This window comes from Streptococcus sp. FSL W7-1342, assembly GCF_037966635.1.
GTDB lineage: Bacteria > Bacillota > Bacilli > Lactobacillales > Streptococcaceae > Streptococcus > Streptococcus salivarius_D.
In genome coordinates this window covers 2,131,365-2,154,301 of record NZ_CP150200.1, presented here as the reverse complement: position 1 = coordinate 2,154,301, position 22,937 = coordinate 2,131,365, and the positions used below count along the sequence as shown (strand labels likewise).

25 protein-coding genes, 1 tRNA gene and 1 other RNA gene are annotated in these 22,937 nt (G+C 38.0%); 13 read left to right on the top strand and 14 right to left on the bottom strand.

The window, feature by feature from the left end:
• Window positions 1–92 precede the first annotated feature (92 nt).
• Window positions 93–701 (top strand): CoA pyrophosphatase, encoded by a 609-nt coding sequence (locus NSQ79_RS10150; protein WP_014632495.1) that lies wholly within the window; start codon window positions 93–95, stop codon window positions 699–701.
• A gap of 236 nt (window positions 702–937) precedes the next feature.
• Here the strand turns inward: NSQ79_RS10150 and NSQ79_RS10145 are convergent, their stop codons facing one another.
• The 5 genes from NSQ79_RS10145 to rpmF all read right to left on the bottom strand — a co-directional run bounded on the left by NSQ79_RS10145 (window position 938) and on the right by rpmF (window position 3,557).
• Window positions 938–1,438: a hypothetical protein gene (locus NSQ79_RS10145; RefSeq protein WP_045769320.1), complete on the bottom strand. Its 501-nt coding sequence runs from the start codon at window positions 1,436–1,438 to the stop codon at window positions 938–940.
• A 426-nt stretch (window positions 1,439–1,864) separates the two neighbouring features.
• Window positions 1,865–2,212, bottom strand: coding sequence for a hypothetical protein (locus NSQ79_RS10140; protein ID WP_013991322.1), 348 nt, complete (start codon window positions 2,210–2,212; stop codon window positions 1,865–1,867).
• A 1-nt stretch (window position 2,213) separates the two neighbouring features.
• Entirely contained in the window at window positions 2,214–3,146 is a 933-nt protein-coding gene (locus tag NSQ79_RS10135) for a hypothetical protein (RefSeq protein WP_084871081.1), read from the bottom strand.
• Between the two features lie 63 nt (window positions 3,147–3,209).
• On the bottom strand, window positions 3,210–3,359 hold the full coding sequence (gene rpmG, locus NSQ79_RS10130) for a 50S ribosomal protein L33 (protein WP_002262412.1): 150 nt from the start codon (window positions 3,357–3,359) through the stop codon (window positions 3,210–3,212).
• A gap of 15 nt (window positions 3,360–3,374) precedes the next feature.
• Window positions 3,375–3,557, bottom strand: a complete 183-nt coding sequence (rpmF, locus tag NSQ79_RS10125) for a 50S ribosomal protein L32 (RefSeq protein ID WP_002885630.1) — start codon at window positions 3,555–3,557, stop codon at window positions 3,375–3,377.
• A 230-nt stretch (window positions 3,558–3,787) separates the two neighbouring features.
• Between rpmF and NSQ79_RS10120 the strand changes: the two genes are divergently transcribed.
• The 7 genes from NSQ79_RS10120 to yaaA all read left to right on the top strand — a co-directional run bounded on the left by NSQ79_RS10120 (window position 3,788) and on the right by yaaA (window position 11,802).
• A complete protein-coding gene (locus NSQ79_RS10120; RefSeq protein ID WP_049529086.1) occupies window positions 3,788–4,900 on the top strand; it encodes a vitamin B12 independent methionine synthase in 1,113 nt (370 codons plus the stop codon).
• Window positions 4,901–4,965: 65 nt separating this feature from the next.
• A complete protein-coding gene (locus NSQ79_RS10115; protein ID WP_049529088.1) occupies window positions 4,966–6,327 on the top strand; it encodes a PTS transporter subunit EIIC in 1,362 nt (453 codons plus the stop codon).
• Window positions 6,328–6,479: 152 nt separating this feature from the next.
• The gene (gene hisS, locus NSQ79_RS10110) at window positions 6,480–7,760 is read left to right on the top strand and encodes a histidine--tRNA ligase (protein WP_014632507.1); all 1,281 of its coding nucleotides are present in this window, start codon (window positions 6,480–6,482) and stop codon (window positions 7,758–7,760) included.
• 7 nt (window positions 7,761–7,767) lie between these two features.
• Complete coding sequence (locus NSQ79_RS10105) at window positions 7,768–8,190, top strand: hypothetical protein (RefSeq protein WP_045001328.1); 423 nt, start codon at window positions 7,768–7,770, stop codon at window positions 8,188–8,190.
• Between the two features lie 109 nt (window positions 8,191–8,299).
• Window positions 8,300–10,051, top strand: a complete 1,752-nt coding sequence (aspS, locus tag NSQ79_RS10100; RefSeq protein WP_164332301.1) for an aspartate--tRNA ligase — start codon at window positions 8,300–8,302, stop codon at window positions 10,049–10,051.
• Window positions 10,044–10,985 (top strand): YitT family protein, encoded by a 942-nt coding sequence (locus NSQ79_RS10095; protein WP_014632510.1) that lies wholly within the window; start codon window positions 10,044–10,046, stop codon window positions 10,983–10,985. The genes aspS and NSQ79_RS10095 overlap by 8 nt, the downstream gene beginning before the upstream one ends.
• A gap of 85 nt (window positions 10,986–11,070) precedes the next feature.
• A complete protein-coding gene (gene yaaA, locus NSQ79_RS10090; protein ID WP_045001330.1) occupies window positions 11,071–11,802 on the top strand; it encodes a peroxide stress protein YaaA in 732 nt (243 codons plus the stop codon).
• A gap of 30 nt (window positions 11,803–11,832) precedes the next feature.
• Here the strand turns inward: yaaA and nrdG are convergent, their stop codons facing one another.
• From nrdG to rpmB, 9 genes are all read right to left on the bottom strand, one after another.
• Window positions 11,833–12,438 carry an anaerobic ribonucleoside-triphosphate reductase activating protein gene (nrdG, locus tag NSQ79_RS10085; RefSeq protein ID WP_013991299.1) on the bottom strand — a complete coding sequence of 202 codons (606 nt, stop codon included), beginning with the start codon at window positions 12,436–12,438 and terminating at the stop codon, window positions 11,833–11,835.
• A gap of 4 nt (window positions 12,439–12,442) precedes the next feature.
• The gene (locus tag NSQ79_RS10080; protein ID WP_013991298.1) at window positions 12,443–12,943 is read right to left on the bottom strand and encodes a GNAT family N-acetyltransferase; all 501 of its coding nucleotides are present in this window, start codon (window positions 12,941–12,943) and stop codon (window positions 12,443–12,445) included.
• Window position 12,944: 1 nt separating this feature from the next.
• On the bottom strand, window positions 12,945–13,076 hold the full coding sequence (locus tag NSQ79_RS10075) for a hypothetical protein (protein ID WP_002885877.1): 132 nt from the start codon (window positions 13,074–13,076) through the stop codon (window positions 12,945–12,947).
• 89 nt (window positions 13,077–13,165) lie between these two features.
• Window positions 13,166–15,370 carry an anaerobic ribonucleoside-triphosphate reductase gene (gene nrdD / locus NSQ79_RS10070; protein ID WP_013991297.1) on the bottom strand — a complete coding sequence of 735 codons (2,205 nt, stop codon included), beginning with the start codon at window positions 15,368–15,370 and terminating at the stop codon, window positions 13,166–13,168.
• Window positions 15,371–15,468: 98 nt separating this feature from the next.
• Window positions 15,469–17,115, bottom strand: coding sequence for a hypothetical protein (locus NSQ79_RS10065; protein ID WP_164332303.1), 1,647 nt, complete (start codon window positions 17,113–17,115; stop codon window positions 15,469–15,471).
• Between the two features lie 212 nt (window positions 17,116–17,327).
• Window positions 17,328–17,633, bottom strand: a complete 306-nt coding sequence (locus NSQ79_RS10060; RefSeq protein ID WP_002887079.1) for a DUF1292 domain-containing protein — start codon at window positions 17,631–17,633, stop codon at window positions 17,328–17,330.
• 105 nt (window positions 17,634–17,738) lie between these two features.
• Window positions 17,739–18,158 (bottom strand): Holliday junction resolvase RuvX, encoded by a 420-nt coding sequence (ruvX, locus tag NSQ79_RS10055; protein WP_002887078.1) that lies wholly within the window; start codon window positions 18,156–18,158, stop codon window positions 17,739–17,741.
• On the bottom strand, window positions 18,158–18,424 hold the full coding sequence (locus NSQ79_RS10050) for an IreB family regulatory phosphoprotein (protein WP_002885737.1): 267 nt from the start codon (window positions 18,422–18,424) through the stop codon (window positions 18,158–18,160). Before NSQ79_RS10050 ends, ruvX begins: the two co-directional genes overlap by 1 nt.
• 126 nt (window positions 18,425–18,550) lie before the next feature.
• Window positions 18,551–18,739 (bottom strand): 50S ribosomal protein L28, encoded by a 189-nt coding sequence (rpmB, locus tag NSQ79_RS10045; RefSeq protein ID WP_002885786.1) that lies wholly within the window; start codon window positions 18,737–18,739, stop codon window positions 18,551–18,553.
• Window positions 18,740–18,908: 169 nt separating this feature from the next.
• Here rpmB and NSQ79_RS10040 point away from each other — a divergent pair, with 169 nt between their 5' ends.
• The 5 genes from NSQ79_RS10040 to NSQ79_RS10020 all read left to right on the top strand — a co-directional run bounded on the left by NSQ79_RS10040 (window position 18,909) and on the right by NSQ79_RS10020 (window position 22,785).
• A complete protein-coding gene (locus tag NSQ79_RS10040; RefSeq protein ID WP_048790915.1) occupies window positions 18,909–20,177 on the top strand; it encodes a replication-associated recombination protein A in 1,269 nt (422 codons plus the stop codon).
• Between the two features lie 86 nt (window positions 20,178–20,263).
• Window positions 20,264–20,459: non-coding RNA, 6S RNA (gene ssrS, locus NSQ79_RS10035), on the top strand.
• Window positions 20,460–20,532 (top strand) — tRNA-Lys (locus NSQ79_RS10030).
• A gap of 189 nt (window positions 20,533–20,721) precedes the next feature.
• The gene (locus NSQ79_RS10025) at window positions 20,722–21,228 is read left to right on the top strand and encodes a DNA topology modulation protein (RefSeq protein ID WP_045769360.1); all 507 of its coding nucleotides are present in this window, start codon (window positions 20,722–20,724) and stop codon (window positions 21,226–21,228) included.
• A 264-nt stretch (window positions 21,229–21,492) separates the two neighbouring features.
• Complete coding sequence (locus NSQ79_RS10020) at window positions 21,493–22,785, top strand: adenylosuccinate synthase (protein WP_049528625.1); 1,293 nt, start codon at window positions 21,493–21,495, stop codon at window positions 22,783–22,785.
• Window positions 22,786–22,937 lie beyond the last annotated feature (152 nt).

The window sequence follows — 22,937 nt, the reverse complement described above, 5'->3', positions numbered from 1 at the left end:
TTTTAGAAGGATATGTCAATATTTTATATATAAAAATTTTATATAATAGGGATAACTTCTTTTTTATGATAATATGAAGTCAAGGAGTTCTTATGACTATTAAAGATAAACTAGCTCATTACGAGCCGAAGCCACTAGGGGAGAAAGGACGCTATGCAGTGCTTTTACCCTTGATATATGATGTAAAAACTGATAAGTATCAAATCCTTTACCAAGTACGAAGTGAGCATATTTCTCAACCAGGTGAGGTCTCTTTTCCTGGTGGTCGTGTTGAAGACGGTGAGACTTTTCAAGAAGCTGCTATACGAGAAACTTGTGAGGAACTAAACTTAACTCCTGATCGAATTGACATTTGGGGAGAGATTGATTATCTGATTCATCAGGGGAGAACCATCCATTGCTTTGTTGGAAAGATAAATATAGAAAATTGGGAGGATATTCATCCAAATGAAGAGGTGAAACGATTATTTACAGTTTATGTTGACACGTTGTTGACAGAGAATCCGATTTATTATAAAGTGACTTCTACCTTGAGTGATGCGAAAGATTTCCCATTTTTCCTGGTAAAAAACAGAGAAAAATACAATTTTGGGTATAGTGAACGTCATATTCCTTTTTACAGAAACTTGACAGAAAATATATGGGGAATGACAGCTATGTTTACGCATAGGTTTACAGACATTCTGAAAGATTTAGAGTAAAAATAAAAGATCAACATATTATTGTTGATCTTTTTTACTATGAATTACATTGTTTATTTGCTACCAAAGGAGTGAAATTTATTTCTGGGACAGGAGTCTAGAGTATTCCTAAAATGATTTTTAAAATTAATATCTAAGCTTTTAGCTAGGTGGTCAACTTTAGAGTAGACAAGATTTTTTTGTTTCATTTGTGTCATTCCTATACTAAAAGGGGAGTATTATGTAGATAGAGGCTGTTATGCTTTGGTGTTATTCTGCCTAAGATTGATGATTCTATTGATTTTTCTGAGGGAGTTACCTATGTTGAAGAGAAGGTAAAGCATATAACAATAAATTGTAAAGCTCCAAAAATCTGGGACAATACTGAGACTATAGACAAATAGGACTGTTGCACTAACAAAAATTAGACAGCTACATATTATTGAAAGTAGAGGATATCCTTTTGAAAATAATAGGCTTTCTATGATTAAGGCAAAAGCAGGTAGCAACAGAGTTAGAATGATAATAATAAAGATGAAGCGTTGTGTATCATCTAGCATCAAGTTACCCAATGATTTACCTAGGTAAAAACGAGAATCACTCCCCCCTGGATAAATAAATTCTCTTGTCAAGGGACTAACTAGGATTAGGGTGTCAAATAGTGAGAAAGCTGCCCATCTCCAAATAGGGAAAGCCCATTCTTCCTCAGATAATTCTCTCTGAGTTCTTTCTTCAGTTAATTCTAATTTGATTGTCATCAATATGTACCTCTTTTGGAAAGTCGTTATTTTGATTTAAGATATACCATCCATCTGGTAGTTCAGAGTTTTTAAGTACCTGTTCTAATTGAGAATGTAAGTCAATTTCTTTAGTCGTGGAACCAGAAGGAAAACTCAATTGAACAGTAAGTTGATTGTTTCGTAGAGCATCTTTAAGTGAAAAATCATAATAGCCACCTAGCGCTTTAGAATGTCCCCTCTCATAAGTATAGAGCGTCGTGTATGGTGTATGGTACAGGTTCTATCTGAACAATAATATTTTTTAAATCTTTCTCGGTACTTAAAGCTTTAGAGATATCATTGATAAATTTTTGATTTCTAGGGTTGATTTTAATAGACTTTTTAACAAAGTCGTCCCCATATTCTCTTTCATCAGGTAAAATCTTATATTCACTATTTTGGCGATTAAAATCTGAGTCGCTTTCTGTTGGGCTGGCAATGTAAGGATAGAGTAAATCTTGAATATGGAGAGGAAGTTGAGTCTTTACATGTTCTTTTTTTGTTATTAATGGTCTCTTGATAATCAATATGGAAAATCAGGTAATGTTTAACCTCATCTTCTTTATTCATACGATAAGTAATTTTATCTGCCCATCCGATACCAGTTATTTGTACCTTTCCTTGAAATCCACGAGTTTTATAAAACCCTTTAATATTTTCTTGAGCATTGTAATAGAAAAAGATAGCAATCATGGTCAATAATAAAATCAAGGGCATAGTAATTTTAAGGTATTTGGAGCTATTTTTTACCATATTAGTTATGACTCTCCTTAACTAGTAGGTTGTAATCTTTTTGACTTTTAACTTCCTCGAGGTGTCCAGTCGTTGTATCAGTACTTGTAAAATACCAATAGATATCCTCCTTATCTGGTGTTAACTCTTTTTGGAGTTTAATGGCATCATCCAAATTAAGTGAATCAGTTGTTACGATAATTAGGCTAAATCTTTTTTTGAGCGATTGGTCACTGTATTCGTTATCGTCTTGATCTTTGTAATCAGCAAAATTTCTTTCTTTGGTCCAGATAAGGGGCATGGAGTTGATAGTGAGGGGATCATCTTTATGACCTACAGAAAAATTATCCTTTGAAAGGAGATAGCGATAAGGTTTATCAAATCCGTAGTATTGACTGACTTTTGCTGGTTTGGTTTTAGTTGCCTTATGGGTGCGTAAATTGACATAGAATACTTTTTCGTTGTCATAGGATGAAAATTTCACAAACTCATCCCTACCATCGGAGTACATGGTATTATCCATGGAACCGGGATCATCGTATCCTAGTTTTTTAGCAAGGTCTAGTACATCAATAGTGTGTCCTTTTCCAGTATCTTTACCAAGCTGATAATAGTGGATAATATCATAATTTTTAGGGTCCTTCTTGTGTTTAGATGCTTTATACCTAGATTCTTGGAAGGCTAGATAGGTGCGACCGACGGCTAATTGACTTCTCTCCAGTGCTTTTTCATTTCCAAACTTAACACCTAAAACGTTAAAGTTTCCAATTTTGACGTTTTGAAAGGATGTTACAGTAACTTTTTTGTTAGTAAAGTCGTAAAGTCTATCGTCTAAGGAATAAGCGGCTTGAAGTCTATAACCATAGCGAACGAATGTACCTGTAAGTAGAATGGTTATAAAAATAAGGAGATAAACATGCCACATACGCCATCTAAATGTTTCTATTTTTGTCATAGGAAATCCTCTTTGAGTAATAGAAAAACCATGAAAATCTTATTTTCATGGTTTTTAATTCTATTATTTTACCTCAGTAAAGATTACGTGTTTACGCAATTTTGGTGAGTATTTTTTCAATTGAAGACGGTCTGGAGTGTTACGTTTGTTTTTTGAAGTAAGGTACAAGCGTTCACCAGATTCTTTGTGTTCAAGTGTAATATTTACGCGCATGGTATCTCCCTTCTATTATTTAGCTGCGTTAGCTTTAGCGATTTTACGTCCTTTGTAGTATCCTTTAAGTGATACACGGTGTGAACGTGAGTAATCTCCAGTTGTTTCGTCAAATTGTACTGATGGAGCAGTCAATTTGTAGTGTGTACGACGTTTGTTTTTCTTCGCTTTTGAAGTGTGACGTGCAGGTACTGCCATTTCTTTATTTCCTCCGAATTAATATTTATGTTCTTGATTTTAAATCAACTATAACAGAATAACATATCTTTTTTGTAAAGTAAAGTTACTTGACAAAAAACTTCTCAAGAAAATATATATTTAAAAACTATATAATGTGATAGTAAATACATATTTCACAGCTATAACAGCAAGTGCTAGAATAGGCTTATTATTACATTAAATGAAAGAATAAAAAGGAGTAAATAACTATGAGTAAAGTTCATTATCATTTTGATCATGTTGGTTCTTACCTTCGTCCACAAGCTTTAAAAGAAGCACGTGAAAAATTTGCCAATGGTGAGATTTCGCAAGATGAATTGTTGAAAGTACAAGATGAATTGGTTAAGGAATTGGTTCATCATGAGGTAGAAAATGGTCTTCAAGTCGTTTCTGATGGTGAATTTGGTCGTTCTTGGTGGCACCTTGACTTCCTATGGAACCTAACTGGTTTTGAAGCTTACCAACAAGAGGATTCATATAAATTCCATGGAGCTAAGACACGTACAACTAACGTTCGTATCAATGGTAAAATTGCTGAAAATCCTAATCATCCTTTCTATCGTGACTTTGAATATCTTAAATCAGTGACTCCTGAAGGAATTACTCCAAAAGTAACTATTCCAAGTCCATCACTCATCATTAACCGTGACCACCGTAGTGATCTTTATGCTGATTACTATGATTCATGGACAGATTTCCTTGATGATTTGGCTAAAGCTTACCATGATACCATCCAACATTTCTACGATTTGGGTGCACGTTATGTACAATTGGATGATACGACTTGGGGTTATTTGATTCAACAGTTTGAGAATGAAAAAAATAATCCTGAGAAAACAGCTGAGTTGGCAAAAATTGCTGAGGATGATGTATACACTATCAATAAAGCTTTGGAAGGTCTTCCAGAAGATTTGACTTTGGCTACTCACATTTGTCGTGGGAACTTTAAGTCAACTTATCTTTTTGAAGGTGGCTATGATTCAGTCGCTAAATATCTTGGTCAATTGAACTATGATATCTTCTTCTTGGAATACGATGATGCGCGTTCAGGTAGCTTCGCACCACTTCCAACGATTTGGAATAACCGTGATCATGTTGAATTGGTACTTGGTGTGATTACTTCTAAGGATCCAGCTTTGGAAGATGTAGATGCTGTCATTGCTCGTATCCATGAAGCGGCTGAACTTGTACCACTTAAGAACCTTGGTATCTCAACTCAATGTGGTTTTGCCTCAACTGAAGAAGGTAATATCTTGACTGAGCAAGACGAGTGGAATAAATTGCAATTGATTAAAACAATTACTGACAAAGTTTGGTCATAATAGAAAAAATACAGAGAACAGGCTCAGCTTGTTCTCTCTTTTTATGAATATAGAAAGGAAGTGTTATGAATTATAAAGAAATAGGGCAGAAAATTTTAGAAGCTGTAGGAGGAAAGGAGAACGTTCAGAATCTAACCCATTGTGCGACACGTTTACGTTTTACCTTAGCAGATGATTCTAAAGCTGATGATGAGGCTGTTCAAGCTATCGATGGTGTGGTGAGTTTGGCTAAGAGTGGTGGCCAGTATCAAGTTGTTGTTGGGAGTGATGTACCAAATGTATACCGCGCTTTAGAAGGTTTATTGGATCTAGATGAAGTATCTAAGGAATCATCGGAAAAACAAGATAGAACTCCTCTTCAAAGCTTTTTAGCTCTTATTTCTGGGATTTTCACCCCAATCTTACCAGTAATTACAGCAGCAGGGATGATCAAGGCCGTTTTGTCCCTTTTGGTTGTCTTTAAGGTAGTAGCTGTAGATGATGTTAACTATCAAGTTCTTAATTTTATTGGCGATGCTGGATTTTATTTCTTACCTGTATTTTTAGGTGCCTCAGCAGCTCGACAGTTTAAGACGAATGCTCAATTGGGGATGTTGATTGGTGCTATTTTATTACACCCAACTTTTACTCAGATTGTGACAACTGCCAAGGAATCAGGTCATGGCGTCTCTTTCTTTAGTATTCCTCTTACATTAACTTCTTACTCATCAACGGTTATCCCTGTTATTTTGGCAGTTTGGTTTATGAGTTACGTGGAGCGCTTTGCGATTAAAATTTCACCAAAGGCTGTAAAGTTTTTCTTGGTTCCTATGATTACGACATTAATTACTGCAATCGTAACACTTTTGATTTTAGGTCCAATTGGTGCTGTCATAGGTAACTGGTTGGGGGATTTCTTTAAGTGGTTGGAAAACTTTGGCCCATGGGTTGTTCCAACAATTGTAGGGGCAACCTTCCCGTTAATGGTTACAACAGGAACTCACTATGGCTTAGTATCCATTGGAATCAATAACCGTATGACTATTGGGTATGATACGATTGCACAGCCAGGTGCTTTGGCTTCAAATGTGGCTCAGGGTGGAGCAGCTCTTGCTATTGCTTTAAAAACTAAGGATACCAATAAGAAAGCTCTGGCTTCATCGGCTGGAATTACTGCGATTTGTGGGATTACGGAACCGGCTCTTTATGGGGTAACTTTGCAAAATAAAGCAGCCCTTATAGGATCTATTGTTGCAGGGGGAGTAGGTGGCTTCTTCCTTGGTATTTTAGGTGCGAGAAATTTTGCGGGTGGTTCCCCAGGTCTCTTGACGATTGCAGCGTATATCGGTGAAGACACACTTAAATATTTTTACACAGCTATTGCAGGTCTTGTAATTTCTGTTGTGGTATCTTTCATTGTGACCTTCATTCTTTATAAGGAAGATTAATGATTGTGGCAGACCGAGAGGTCTGTTTATTTCTTACGTTGAAAAATCCTCCACCATTTCCCAAAAGCTATGTAAATTATGATAGAATAGAGTGATTATATCTGTAATAACGGAAAAGGAGGGCAGGTCTATTTGAGGCCTGTATCATCATTATGAAACTTCAAAAACCTAAGGGAACGCAGGATATTTTACCTGTTGATAGCGCCAAATGGCAGTACGTGGAAAATGTTGCACGTGAAACATTTAAGAAATACAATTATGGTGAAATTCGTACACCTATGTTTGAACATTACGAGGTCATTTCACGTTCAGTAGGTGATACAACTGACATCGTTACTAAGGAAATGTATGATTTTCATGATAAGGGAGACCGTCATATTACACTTCGTCCAGAAGGAACAGCACCGGTTGTACGCTCTTATGTAGAAAACAAACTCTTTGCGCCAGAGGTCCAAAAACCTGTTAAAGTTTATTATATTGGATCAATGTTCCGTTATGAACGTCCTCAAGCAGGACGCTTGCGTGAGTTCCACCAACTAGGTGTAGAGTGCTTTGGATCAAAAAATCCAGCAACAGATGTTGAAACCATTGCTATGGCCTACCAACTCTTTAATACGCTAGGCATTAAGGATGTTACCCTTCATTTGAATAGCCTTGGAAATACTGAGAGTCGTCTGGCTTATCGTCAGGCCTTGATTGACTATTTGACACCAATGCGTGAAAGTTTGTCAAAAGATAGTCAACGTCGTTTGGATGAAAATCCTTTGCGAGTACTCGATTCAAAAGAAAAAGAAGATAAGGTTGCCGTTGAAAATGCTCCCTCTATCCTTGATTATTTAGATGAAGAAAGTCAAGCGCACTTTGACGAAGTACGTACCATGCTTGATAGTCTTAACATTCCTTACGTGATTGATACTAATATGGTACGTGGTCTTGATTACTATAATCACACGATTTTTGAATTTATTACCACTGTTGATAAGTCTGAATTGACAATTTGTGCGGGTGGTCGTTACGATAGTTTGGTTGAATACTTCGGTGGTCCAGAAACAGCTGGTTTTGGTTTTGGACTTGGTTTAGAACGCTTGCTTTTGGTTCTTGATAAACAAGGTATTGAGCTTCCGGTGGAAGAAAATCTGGATGTTTACATTGCAGTACTTGGTTCAGGTGCTAATGGCAAAGCTCTTGAGTTAGTTCAAGCTATCCGCTATCAAGGATTTAAGGCTGAACGTGATTACCTTGGACGTAAGATTAAGGCGCAATTTAAGTCAGCAGATACCTTCAAGGCCAAGACGGTTATCACCTTAGGTGAGAGTGAAGTGGAGTCGGGTCAGGTCAATGTCAAAAATAACGCTACTCGTGAGGAAGTTACTGTAAGTTTCGAAGAGCTAACTAACAATTTTGCAGCAGTCCTCAAACAGTTAGAAAAGTAGGGGGCATATGGTTAGTATAGTTGATATGCTCAAACGGAGTGAAAAGTTCAGTTTGGCTTTTGATCGTAGTATGCCCATTCGTTTCCAACAACAGTTTTGGCAGTTGATTACCTTTCTTGATAAACATGACATTACTTGGTTCAATGATGAGCCTGCAAGTGATCATGCGATGTGCCAGCAATTACTTGGTCAGGTTTGGCGTCAAGATTGTCAAGATGTGGTCTTGAGTTTTGAAACACAGGAACGTTATTTGGGATGGCAGGTAGACGAGGAAACTGATGAACTTAGTGTTATCATTGAAGATGTTTACGGATTCCGTTGGGATAGTTTACTTGACTTAGAAACAGCTGATTATCGTTTTGAAGATTTTGAAGAGTTTGCTGAAGATTACGTGGATACTAGTGATTTGTTGAAACAATTTGGCAAATAGTTTTATAAAAAAGAAAGTCTATTAAAATTCTAACCTGAAATGGGTGGGGTTTTGATGGGCTTTTTGCTATAATAGTTAAGACTAAAAAATTAACGAAAGAAGTGTATTTATGGAACGTTCTATGTATGCCGGACGTGTTCGTAGTGAACACATCGGAACTACTATTACTTTGAAAGGTTGGGTATCTCGCCGTCGTAACCTCGGAGGTTTGATTTTCATCGATCTTCGTGACCGTGAAGGTTTGATGCAGTTGGTGGTTAAACCTGAAAATGCGGATGCTAATGTTGTTGAAACAGCTGAAAGCTTGCGTAGTGAATTTGTTATTGAAGTAACAGGAACTGTTGAAGCGCGTGAACAAGCTAATGATAACTTGCCTACAGGTGCTGTCGAACTTAAAGTTGAAAATCTTAAAGTCCTTAATACTGCCAAAACAACGCCATTTGAAATTAAAGATGGTGTTGAGGCTAGTGATGATACACGTATGCGTTACCGCTACTTGGATCTTCGTCGTCCAGAGATGTTGGAAAACTTTAAGCTCCGTGCAAAGGTAACTCACGCCATCCGAAATTATCTTGATGACTTGGAATTTATCGATGTTGAAACACCAATGTTGACAAAATCTACACCAGAAGGTGCTCGTGATTACTTGGTTCCAAGCCGTGTTAGCCAAGGTCACTTTTATGCTCTTCCGCAAAGTCCTCAAATCACTAAACAATTATTGATGAATGCTGGTTTTGACCGTTACTATCAAATTGTTAAGTGTTTCCGTGATGAAGATTTGCGTGGAGACCGTCAACCTGAGTTTACACAAGTTGACTTGGAAACATCATTCCTTAATGAGCAAGAAATCCAAGATATTACAGAAGGATTGATTGCTAAGGTTATGAAAGAAACTAAAGGAATTGAAGTTACACTACCATTCCCACGCATGTCTTATGATGATGCCATGAATAACTATGGTTCTGACAAGCCAGATACACGCTTTGACATGCTTTTACAAGACTTGACAGAGGTTGTCAAGGGTGTAGACTTCAAAGTGTTTGCTGAGGCGCCAGCTGTTAAGGCAATTGTTGTCAAAGGAAATGCAGATAAATACTCACGTAAAAGTATTGATAAGTTGACAGAGTTTGCCAAACAATTTGGTGCTAAAGGTCTTGCTTGGGTTAAGATGACTGATGGAGCTCTAGCAGGTCCAGTTGCTAAATTCTTGACAAGTATTGAGGATAAGTTGACAAATGCTTTACACCTCGAAGAGAATGATCTAGTTCTTTTTGTAGCAGATACACTTGAAATCGCTAATAACACACTTGGTGCTTTGCGTAATCAAATTGCTAAAGAACTTGACATGATTGACAACACTAAGTTCAACTTCCTTTGGGTTGTCGATTGGCCAATGTTTGAGTGGTCTGAAGAAGAAGGACGCTATATGTCTGCTCACCACCCATTTACTTTGCCAACAGAAGATTCTGCAGCAGAGCTTGAAGGAGATCTTTCCAAGGTACGTGCTGTAGCTTATGATATTGTCTTGAATGGTTATGAGCTTGGTGGAGGTAGTCTACGTATTAATCATAAAGACCTACAGGAACGTATGTTGAAAGCCCTTGGTTTCTCTGAAGAATCAGCCTATGAGCAATTTGGATTCCTTCTTGAAGCTATGGACTATGGTTTCCCACCACATGGTGGTTTGGCTATCGGTCTTGACCGTTTTGTTATGCTTCTTGCAGGTAAAGATAATATCCGTGAAGTGATTGCCTTCCCTAAAAATAATAAGGCATCAGATCCTATGACTCAGGCTCCAAGTCTTGTGGCTGATAAACAGTTGGAAGAACTTGCCCTTCATGTAGATTTAGAAAATGAATAAAGCACCTCTTCATAAACATGTTAAATTTGTAGCGAAAAAGTCTGCGAAGAAAATGGGCGTTTTGCAGGCTGCACGTAGTATTTCCCGTGAAAAATATACTGAAAAAGTCTCAGCTTCTTTACTTTATGGGCTCTTATCGTCAATCGCCGTTAATTTCTTTTTTCAACCTGGACATGTTTACTCCAGTGGAGCAACAGGTTTGGCACAGGTTTTATCGGCATTGAGTGTTAGAACTTTAGGTTTTGAGATACCAGTATCATTGACTTTCTATGCAATTAATATCCCTCTCTTGATTCTGGCTTGGTATAAGATTGGCCATAAATTTACTATCTTTACCTTCATTACAGTAACGATGAGCTCCCTTTTTATTCAGGTGATGCCACATGTAATCTTGACAGAGGATCCTTTGATCAATGCTATCTTTGGTGGTTTGGTCATGGGAACGGGGATTGGTTTCGGTTTAAAATCACGTATCTCTAGTGGAGGGACGGATATCGTTAGCCTCACTATTCGTAAGAAAACAGGCCGTGATGTTGGTAATATCTCCTTGATTGTCAATGGGATTATCATGGTTTTTGCGGGCATTCTTTTTGGTTGGAAATATGCTCTTTATTCAATGGTGACTATTTTTGTTTCTAGTCGAGTAACAGATGCGATTTTCACAAAACAAAAGAAAATGCAGGCTATGATTGTCACAAGTAATCCCGACCCAGTTGTAAGGATGATTCAGAAGAAACTCCATCGTGGAGTAACGATGATTAATGATGCGGAAGGGACTTATAATCACGAAAAGAAAGCAGTATTACTGGCGATTATTACGCGTGAAGAGTATACTGACTTCAAGCATTATATGAGAAAGGCAGATCCTAAAGCCTTTGTCTCCATCGCAGAAAATGTACATATTCTAGGTCGTTTTGTTGATTTAGATGACTAACAAAAAAGGAAGTTGACGAACGTTAGCTTCTTTTTTGTTGGAGAGAATTCTTGACGAAATGCTTGCTTGACTTTACAATATCAGTATGATTAGATTTTTAATTCCAACCGCAAAAGAAATGAAGGCCAGTAAGGAAGTTTCGTCTCAAAAATTATCCGAAAAGAGTGCGGCTATCCTAACTGAAATGTCAAAATTGTCCACAGATGAATTATCCACAGCTTATAAAATAAAGCCTGAGCAGGCTGAGAAAGAAAAGCAGCGCTGGGCTGCGATTTTGTCGGGAGAAGCGAAGAGCTATCCGGCTGTCGAGCTTTTTAATGGTCTGATGTATCGTCACATCAAACGTAGTGACTTATCCACATGTGAAAAAGATTTCTTAGGTCAACAAGTGTTTATCACATCTTCTTTTTATGGAATCATTCCCGCTTTTTACCCTATTCAAGAACATCGTCATGACTTCCATACGAAGATAAAGGTTAATGGTCAGTCCTTAAAAAACTATTGGCGTGCCGAATATGACCAATTTTTAGAGGAGAGTCAAGTTCCAGTTGTTTCTTTGCTTTCGAGTGAATTCGAGGATGTTTTTAGTCCAACTCTTCGTAAGCAGTTATTCACGGTTAGTTTTATGGAAGACCGCAATGGGGTTCTTAAGACTCACTCTACGATTTCCAAAAAGGCAAGAGGGGCTTTTTTGACAGCTGTTATGGAGGAGAATTGTCAAACGATTAATGATTTACGAAAATTGTCTTTTGATGAGTTTAATTATCGTGAGGATTTATCCTCTAATAATGAGCTAGTTTTTGTTAAAATTGCATAAAAAAGTCTGAGTTATAAGCTCAGACTTTTTTTATAGCATATCTTTACGATCGACTTGTTCATAGTTGGTTTGACCGTCATTTAGCTTGTCCCAAATAACGACTTCTCCTTGATTAAGAGATTTTTTGACATCAATAATACGTTGATTAGATGATCCTCGAAACTGGAGCATAAGGTTCTTTTTAGTGATGTCAAAGCGGCCGTCAACGAGAATGTCAACGAGTTGAAGAAGTTCTAGTTTATCAGGAGTTTCAAGCATCAACTCCTCCCAAGTATAACCAGTCCAAGACCAGATATCTTTTTCCGGGAGTTCCTTACGAATGCGTTTGACTAGGGGAATGAGAATTCCTGTGTTTAGGAAGGGTTCACCACCAAGTAGCGTGAGACCTTGTACGTAAGGTTGAGCTAGATCCCTCATGATTTGTTCTTCAAGTTCTTTAGTATAGGGAATTCCTGCCTTAAAGGACCAGGTGGCAGCGTTATAGCATCCCTCGCAATGAAACATGCAACCAGAGACGTAAAGGGAGTTACGCACGCCTTCACCATCAACGAAATTAAAAGCTTTGTAGTCAATAATACGTCCTTGGCTAAGTTCTTCAGACTTCCATTCCTGTGGTTTTGGTGTATTCCATGTCATGATTCTACTCCAAATCTATCCAATAGCGCTCAGTTTCATGGCGAATGTCCTCCAACTGGCCACCGTTGGCTAATATAACAGCTCGACTAGCAGGATTCTTGATACTACAAGTGACCAGAGCACGATGAATATTCTTTTCTTTAGCCACTTGCAGACCTTGATGAAGAGCTTCTTTTGCATAGCCTTTGCCCCTTTCAGAGGGACGGATTGAGTAGCCAATATGGCCCCCTTTTTCTAGTAAGTAGTCATTTAATCGGAGACGAAGGTTGAGAAAGCCAAGAGCATGACCTGCTTCGTCAAAACTAACTAGCTGGATAGCAGGAACCCAATTTTCAGGAATATTGAGTCCCGCTTCCGCTTGAAGATTTTCTTCTAGCCACTCTTCATAAACAAAATTGTCGGGATTCCAAAATCCACCATCATGAGCAGATTGCTCCCTTTCAAATTCAGCCATCATCTCTAAGATAGCTTCTTTATCTGTTTGGCTCGGTCGGCGTAAGATCATATTATTTCTTCTTTCCAGCTTTTTTCAAAAGGGCTTGGACACGTGCTTTTTTATCGTTTTTGACGGTTGCATTTTTTTCGTGGTAACGTTCCACTTGTTGCATACCTTTATAATCTAATTGATATTTTCCCATTATATTCCTTTCTAAAAATGAAATAAGCAAAGCAGTTGGAAGATATCATCCAGCTGCTTCTAGTTTATTATAATGTATTCTAGGTCTTATTAAAGGTGTTTACCTTCATATTTTATGGTTGAACCGTTCATGTGTTTGACTCGAGCAGAGATTTCTTTGTGGCGTCCTTTAACCATTGGGCGTGCCTGTGGATTTCCTAGATAGCCGCAAGTACGTTTAACAACATCAACTGTTTTAGGATCTGTGTTGCCACAGTTAGGGCACATGAATCCACGTTCTGTTGGGGTGAAGTCCCCTTCAAAGTCACACTTGTAGCATTTATCGATTGGAGTATTCGTTCCGAGGTAACCGACACGGTCATAAGCAAAGTCCCAGACAGCTTCGAGTGCCTTTGGATTTTGCTGGAGGACTGGATATTCGCAGTAATGGATGAATCCACCAGTTGCACCAGCTTCTGGGTAAGCTTTTTCGAATTCTAATTTTTCAAATGGTGTTGGATTTTTACGAACATCGTAGTGGAAAGAGTTGGTGTAATACTCTTTATCTGTGATATCAGTCACGACACCGAACTTTTCAGTATCCAAACGACAGAAACGATCCGTCAAACTCTCTGATGGTGTTGAATAAACAGAGAAATGATAATCATATTCGTCAGACCAACTTTCACAAGCATTTTTCATAGCTTTAACGATATCTAACGTGAACGCTTTGGCTTCTGGATTAGTCTCCCAGTCACTACCATAAAAAACGGATGCTACTTCATAAAGCCCAATATAACCAAGTGATACAGTTGCACGACGATGTTTGAATAGTTGATCTACATTGTCGAATTTACCTAGACGTTGACCAAAGGCACCATACTGATAAAGGATGGGGGCATTAGCAGGTGTCGCTTCTTTGACACGTTCAACTCGGTAGACGAGTGCATCTTTGGCAATTCCCATTCTTTCTTCAAAAATTTCCCAAAATTTATCTTGGTCTCCCTTAGATTCTAGGGCAATTCGAGGAAGATTAAGGGTTACAACACCCAGATTCATTCGTCCAGAATTAACTTCGACACCATTTTCATCCTTCCACCCTTGTAGGAAGGAACGACATCCCATAGGAGCTTTAAAGGAACCCGTCAATTCAACGATTTTGTCATATGATAGGACATCTGGATACATACGCTTTGTTGCACATTCAAGAGCTAGTTGCTTAATATCGTAGTTAGGTGAGCTAGGCTCTAAGTTAAGTCCACGTTTTAAGGTAAAAATGAGTTTAGGGAAAATGGCAGTACGGTGTTCGGAGCCAAGTCCTAAAATACGAACTTGTAGGATAGCCTTTTGGATTTCACGCTCAAACCAGTTTGTCCCTAAACCGAAACCGAGAGAGGTAAAGGGAGTTTGTCCATTCGAAGTGAAAAGCGTATTAATCTCGTATTCAAGAGATTGCATAGCATCGTAGATATCTTTACGCGTTTTGGCGCGTGCATAGTCTTCACGTTTTTCTTCAGCTACCCACTCTTTAGCATCAGCTAAGTGTTTTTTGTAGTTAAGTTCTGCGTAAGGAGCTAAAAACTCATCGATACGGTCTGCAGTACAGCCACCGTATTGACTAGAGGCAACATTTGCGATGATTTGTGAAATTTGTGCTGTTGCAGTTTGAATGGATTTAGGACTTTCAACTTCAGCATTACCAATCTTAAAACCATTTGCCAACATGCCTTTGAAGTCAATCAAGCAACAGTTAGTCATAGGTGTGTAAGGACTGTAGTCTAAATCGTGGAAGTGGATATCCCCCTTTTGATGAGCATTCGCCACATGTGAAGGAAGCATTTTAAGTCCAATAGATTTTCCGACAATTCCTGCGGTTAAATCACGTTGTGTATTGTAAAGGTCACTGTCCTTATTAGCATTTTCGTGAACAACAGCCTGGTCTTTATTGACAAGTTTATTAATGGTGAAATTAATGTCAGTGGCTTGAGAGCGCTCAAAATCACGCTTGGTACGATAGTTGATATATTCTTGAGCGATAGCATATTCGTTAGCTTCGAGTAACTCGTGCTCTACTATGCTTTGGATTTCATATATTTTGATATTTTGAGTGAAGCGGTCATTGATTTCAGCAACAATACGGTTGGCAATTCCCTCCAACTTTGCTTCAATCAAGGGTGTGATAGGTGTAATAGCCTCACTTGCTTTTAGGATAGCCTCATATATTTTACTTGAATCAAAGACAACCATACGACCATCACGTTTGATGACTTTGATATCAGGGTTGATTGTAACCTTTTCTTTTTCTAATGTAATCATCTAAAAATCACCTCGTTACTAATTATAGCACTAGGCAAAAAAAAATCAATATATTGTGGTATATTTTTATCTTAACCACTATATATTGATTTTTCGACCTATTTTAGGACGTAAACAGTGTATCGTTCAACGCCTTTTACAGGGGCTTTTTTATAGTTTTTTGAAAGTGTAGATTTAACATCAGAAGGTAGTTGTGTATCTTGTTGGACAACGATATATTGTGCTGAATCTTGGATAATAGTATCTGATAGAGCTTTCTGATGACTAGATTTAGCTGTGTTAAGTTCTGGAAGAACAAATTGTGAGGCTGCTTTACGACTGCTTTCCAAATAAATTTTTGCTGATGAATCGTAAACGTAGATAGTTTCATCTTTTTTGGTATTTTTAGCGAGGTAATTTGCAACAGTACTACGTTCAGTATTATTTCCTAAATTAAATAGGAACATAATGATTGGCATCGCGAAAGCAAATGCAAAGACTGCAATAGGTAAGAAGTAATTACGACTAAGGAATATACCAAAAACTTTAAGTGTGTGAATCTGGTTACCATTACGACGTCGGTGAGAAGTTCGCTCTGCTCTCTTTTTAATAGCATCATCTAAAGAAAGTGCTGTCAAGACTAGACCATAAGGTACGATGTTGAGAATACTGTAAAGCCCAAAACTTTGAGAGAACAAGCTGTAAACCACTGTAAAGATAAAACTAAGGAGTAGTACCCACTTGATGCTCTTATCTTTAGCATCGCCAAGAAGGTGGTTGCTTGTAGTCAGTGCACCAATAAGTAATCCAGAGCCGATGACAGCAAAACTTTGGTAAGCTAACGTAAGTAGAAAGTCATTTTTTTCTACAGCAAGTTGTGTAAAGTTGTAAACCAAAACTTGGTTAATATAGTCCGATGTAATTTGTAAATTCAGGATAAAGTAAAGACATAGATACAATACTAGAATGTTACCAAAAATAATACAAAGAACTTGATAAAAACCACGAGCAAAGTGTTTGTTGACAAGGTTGTAAACGAAGATTGTCACAAGTGACAATATCCAGAAAATAAGAGTTCGAGCTTCAAAAAGAGCTCCCGCAGTGCCAGCGAAGCCGTAAAGAATAAAGGCTTCATCACGACTGTGACCCGCAAAGTAACGAGTTAAGAAGAAGATAGCACCTAGGACAAAAGGCATAGCAAATTGGATAGGGTAGAGCCCACCAAAACCAAGTGTTCCATTAGTGACATAGAAAATAATACTAATTAGAGTGGCAATTTCCTTCTTGTTTGTCATGTGCATGACAGTCTTGTAAAGGTAACTTCCAGAAAGATAGTAGCTAAGGAATTGAATAGGAATCAGCCAAAGAGTTGATCCTAAACGGAAAGCCAGAGAAACTAGTAAGTAATAAAAGAAGCCGCCTGTCGCAAAAAAGTCAGAGTAGGGTAAGCTACCATTGGCAAACATTTTTGCAATGTAAAGGTTTTGAGACTGTATATTATTGGCAAAGTCTGTAAAGCAGGGAACTGATATACTAAAAATACTCAAAATCAAACTGAGAATCAGGATATGGCCTTTATGCTTCCATGGAAGTGAAATCTTAGTTTTTTTCTCTATTTGAGACGAATTGGATTCTTCTGTATGTCCCTGAATTGCCACTTCAATCTTTTCGGATTGATTATCTTGTATATGAGATTGATGGTGGCTTCGATGATAACCTTGGTAGCCACTTGAATCTAAAGTATTGTCTTCGTTGTATGGACTCACAATTAAACTCCTTTGTTGACATTTGGATAGTTATAAATAAAAGGGTCTTATCCCCTAATTGTCTTATTTAAAGTATATCAGATAATACCATTTAGTCAATTTTCCTCTAATTTCTTACATTTAAGAAAAAAATATCTAAAAAAGAGACTGAGATACAATATCCCAATCTCTTTTTAACAAGTCATTTCTTTGCCTATGGCATTGATTATTTTTTAGTTTTCATCGATGAAGCTATTGAAAACTTCTTCAATCATATCCCATTCAGCATCTGAATCTTCAGGGATTGGTTGAAGGTCGCCTTCAGTACCGTCTTCATTTTCAGTGAATGAGTATGCTTGGATTTCAATTTCTCCATTAGCATCTTCTTCAGCACCAGCTGGTACCAAAAGAACATAGTTTTTACCAAATTCTTCGCGTCCATCAATAGTCAACAAGATTTCAAAAAGTGTTTCATTTCCTTGTTCGTCTACTAAAGTGATGACTTCATGATCATGGTTGTGGTCGTGATTGTGTGACATATTGTTCTCCTTTTTGTAGAGAGCACTGAATAGTGAGGAAATCTAGTATATTGCTTGGCAATTTACTAGATTGTCACTTGACTATTAGGTCTCTATTACACTTTCTTAAAACATTCGATCGAGGTAGTTTTGTAGAATAAGTTGGGCAGCTAATTTATCAATAACTTTTTTACGTTTACCACGGCTGACATCTGCTTGTTCAACCAACATACGCTCGGCTTGAACAGTTGTCAAGCGTTCGTCTTGGTAATCTACAGGAATTCCAAAGATTTCCTTGATTTTGTCACCATAGGCTTTGCTTGCCTCAACACGTGGTCCTTCAGTGTTATTCATATTTTTAGGAAGACCAACAACAAATTTTTCTACCTTATATTCTTTAACGAGCTCGCCTAGTCGGTCGAAACCAAACTCTTCAGCCTCCTCGTCAATTTTGATAATTTCAACGCCTTGGGCTGTAAAACCGAGGGGATCACTAATCGCAACACCTACTGTTTTTGAGCCAACATCAAGTCCCATTACTCGCATTAGAGGTCAATTCCATTTCCTTTAAGATAATAGCGAACGAGTTCTTCAACGATTTCATCACGTTCGTATTTACGAATCTGGTTACGGGCGTCATTATAACGCGGAACATAAGCAGGGTCACCGCTCAGAACATAACCGACAATTTGGTTGATAGGATTATAACCTTTCTCAGCCAACGAACGGTAGACATTTGTCAAAGTATTACTGATTTCATCTTTGCTACCGTCGTCTAGGTTGAAACGAACAGTTTCATCTGTAAATCCCATACTGACACCTTCTTTCTATAAGAATTATCTGTTAGTTCTTTATTATAACATAAGTATAGCCAAAAGGGAAAGACGATGAACAAAAAAAGAGACGACTGAAGTCATCTCTCTTAATATCCAATAAGATTAAACGCGTTCAACTTTACCAGATTTAAGCGCACGAGCTGAAGCCCAAACTTTTTTAGGTTTACCATCAACAAGGATAGTAACTTTTTGAAGGTTAGGTTTAACGGCACGTTTAGTTTTGTTCATAGCGTGTGAACGGTTGTTTCCAGAAACAGTTTTACGTCCTGTAAAGTAACATACTTTAGCCATTTCGTGTTTTCCTCCTAGGTAGAATTTATTACGGATGTGCTAGCACCACATACCAAAACATTCTATCATAAGAATTTAGGTTTGACAAGAACTATTTATAATTTCTTTTTATAACAAAATAGTATATGCTTATTATAATAAGAAAAAATCAGTTGAAAAAGGAGAGAAGATGCCAGATAATCTTGCTCTACGCATGCGTCCACGTACAATTTCAGAGGTGATTGGTCAGAAGCATTTGGTTGGTGAAGGTAAAATTATTCGCCGTATGGTAGAAGCGAATATGCTGTCGTCAATGATTCTCTACGGACCACCAGGAATCGGGAAGACCTCAATAGCTAGTGCTATTGCAGGAACAACAAAATTTGCTTTTAGAACCTTTAATGCTACTGTTGATAGCAAGAAACGCCTGCAGGAAATTGCGGAAGAGGCTAAATTTTCAGGTGGCTTAGTTATGCTTCTAGACGAGATTCATCGTTTGGATAAAGCTAAACAAGACTTTTTATTGCCACTCTTAGAGAATGGCAATATTATCATGATTGGGGCTACAACGGAGAATCCGTTTTTTTCTGTCACACCAGCCATCCGTAGTCGTGTACAAATATTTGAGTTGGAACCACTCTCTAACGAGGATATTAAGGAAGCTATCCTAGGTGTTCTAGAGGACAAGGAGCGTGGCTTTGACTTTGATGTCCAGTTAGATGAGGATGCTCTAGATTTTATTGCTACGGCTACTAATGGTGATTTACGTTCGGCTTATAATTCCTTAGATTTAGCTGTCATGTCGACACCAGCTTCAGAAGATGGGCTTCGCCATATTACTTTAGATACAGTGGAAAATAGTTTACAACGTAGCTATATCACCATGGATAAAGACGGTGATGGACACTATGATGTGCTTTCTGCTTTGCAAAAATCTATTCGAGGCTCTGATGTTAATGCCAGTCTTCACTATGCAGCACGTTTGGTTGAAGCAGGAGATCTCCCTAGTCTAGCACGGCGCTTGACTGTGATTGCGTACGAGGATATTGGTTTAGCTAATCCTGATGCGCAAGTTCACACGGTTACAGCTTTGGAAGCTGCACAGAAAGTAGGTTTCCCAGAGGCGCGTATTTTGATTGCCAATGTAGTTGTTGACTTAGCTTTATCTCCTAAGTCGAATTCGGCTTATATGGCTATGGATGCTGCCTTGGCAGACCTTAGAAAATCAGGGAATTTACCTATTCCTCGTCATTTGAGAGATGGACACTATGCTGGAAGCAAGGAACTGGGCAATGCACAAGATTACAAGTATCCCCATGCTTATCCTGAAAAGTGGGTCAAGCAACAATACCTTCCAGATAAATTAAGAGGTGTAAATTATTTCCAACCCAATGAAACCGGGAAATATGAAAGAGCTCTTGGAGCTAATAAAGAACGGATTGATAAGTTATCTAGGTAATACGAGAGGAATCAACGAAAACGATTGCAAAAAAATTGTTTTTTCCTCTTGCAATAATTTTCAAAAGTGGTATTATAAAAACATAGAAATTGCTGTGGTATACGAATCCACATATAAGTGTTGACCGACTAATTTTTGTATTATCGGGAGACAGAGGTCTATTAACAGTGTGCAGGCTGGCTCACCCAGAAGCAACTGAAGTTAGTAGCGAGTCGCCCACCTGCTTTTTTACGTCGCGGGTTCAATACAAACCGTGGATCATCGGTACCAATACAGCATCCAGCCTCCTTAGCTCAGTTGGTAGAGCAGTGGACTCTTAATCCATGGGTCACAGGTTCGAGCCCTGTAGGGGGCAGTTTAATATCGAAAAGAGACTTGATTGTAGGTCTTTTTTTTTATTTTTCTAAGAAAGAACTCACTTTAAACAGAACTTTACGTGCTTGTTTGTCCAAACGAGAGTTGTTCCAAATGATAATTCCTTCTAAGATATATGCTTTGTGTTATGATATTAGTCAGGAAACAGAATTGAAAAAGGAGACCTGTGTTGAAAATTGCAATCATTGGCTATAGCGGCTCTGGAAAGTCTACTTTGGCAAACTTTTTAGGTCAACACTACAATTGTGAGGTTCTTCATTTAGATAAAATTCATTTTACATCAAATTGGCAAGAGCGAACAGTTGATGAAATGACTGACGATATATCAACATTTATGCTACAACGTGATTGGATTATTGAAGGGAATTACTCGGCCTGTCTTTATGAAGAACGGATGAGGGAAGCTGACTGTATTGTCTTTTTCAACTTTAACAGAGTTAATTGTCTCTATCGGGCATTTAGGCGCTATTTAACATATAGGGGAAAGACACGTCCTAGCATGGCAGAAGACTGTAATGAAAAATTTGATTTTGCATTTGTGAAATGGATTTTATTAGACGGACGTTCCAAAAAATATGTCGAGCAATATCATACAGTTGTTAAAAATTATTCTGACAAGACAATTATTTTAAAGAATCAAAGGCAGTTAAATCATTATATGAAGCAGGTTAAATAGCTAGTAGAATTATTTGGTCATAAAATAGCTGGTAGTTCTATATAAGATGTAAGGATAAAAAAGAGATTGTAAATAATGAGTTGCAATCTTAGCTATAACTGTCAGAATATTTTGTAAGAAACGCTTTCAACGTTGAACAAATAGCCTTTTTTCTGCTATAATAAACTGTAACGCGAAACTTGTGGGTGAAATTCCCACCGTGAAGTTTTTCAAGAAAGGTGGGGACAGCCTCGTAAAGGTGGAGCTGTCCGTTATCAAAATAATATGACATCAGTAGTTGTTGTGGGTACCCAGTGGGGTGATGAAGGTAAAGGGAAAATTACAGATTTCCTAAGTCAAGATGCCGAAGTGATCGCACGTTATCAAGGTGGAGACAATGCAGGTCACACGATTGTTATCGATGGTAAGAAATTTAAATTGCACTTGATTCCATCAGGTATTTTCTTCCCAGAGAAAATCTCTGTTATCGGGAACGGTGTAGTGGTCAATCCTAAATCACTTGTCAAAGAGTTGGAATATCTTCATGCCGAAGGTGTGTCAACAGAGAGCCTTCGTATTTCTGACCGTGCGCACGTTATCTTGCCGTACCATATTAAACTTGATCAACTGCAAGAAGCTGCTAAAGGTGATAATAAGATTGGTACAACTAACAAGGGTATTGGGCCTGCCTATATGGATAAGGCTGCGCGTGTAGGTATCCGTATTGCAGACCTTTTGGACAAAGAAATCTTTGCTGATCGTTTGAAAACAAACTTAGCTGAGAAAAACCGTCTTTTCAGTAAGATGTATGAGGCTGAAGAATTATCATTCGATGAGATTTTTGAAGAATACTACGCTTACGGACAACAAATTAAGCAATACGTTACAGATACATCTGTAATCTTGAACGACGCTCTTGATGCAGGTAAACGTGTCCTCTTTGAAGGAGCTCAAGGGGTTATGCTTGATATTGACCAAGGTACTTACCCATTTGTAACGTCATCAAACCCAGTTGCGGGTGGTGTTACAATCGGTTCAGGGGTTGGTCCATCTAAAATCAACAAGGTCGTTGGTGTATGTAAGGCCTATACGAGTCGTGTTGGTGATGGTCCTTTCCCAACTGAGCTATTTGATGAAGTGGGTGAACGTATCCGTGAAGTTGGTCATGAATATGGAACAACAACTGGACGTCCACGTCGTGTAGGATGGTTTGACTCAGTGGTGATGCGTCATAGCCGTCGTGTATCAGGTATCACAAACCTCAGCTTGAACTGTATCGATGTTCTCTCAGGTCTTGACACTGTAAAAATTTGTGTAGCTTACGACCTTGATGGTGAGCGTATTGATTACTACCCAGCTAGTCTTGAGCAATTGAAACGCTGTGAACCAATCTATGAAGAATTGCCAGGTTGGGAAGAAGACATCACAGGTTGCCGTAGTTTAGATGAGCTTCCTGAAAATGCTCGTAATTATGTTCGTCGTGTTGGTGAATTGGTAGGTGTACGTATCTCTACTTTCTCTGTAGGACCAGGACGTGAACAAACAAACATTCTTGAAAGTGTTTGGTCAAATATCTAAAGCCAACAAAAGGAGAATCTAGGAAACTAGGTTCTCTTTTCTCACGCCTTAAACTTATGGATTAATATGAATGTTGCAACTATTAAAAAAGGTTACTAATTTTTCGATATGATTAGGAGAGAAACCTTTCTATTTGATTAGTTTTTCGGTAT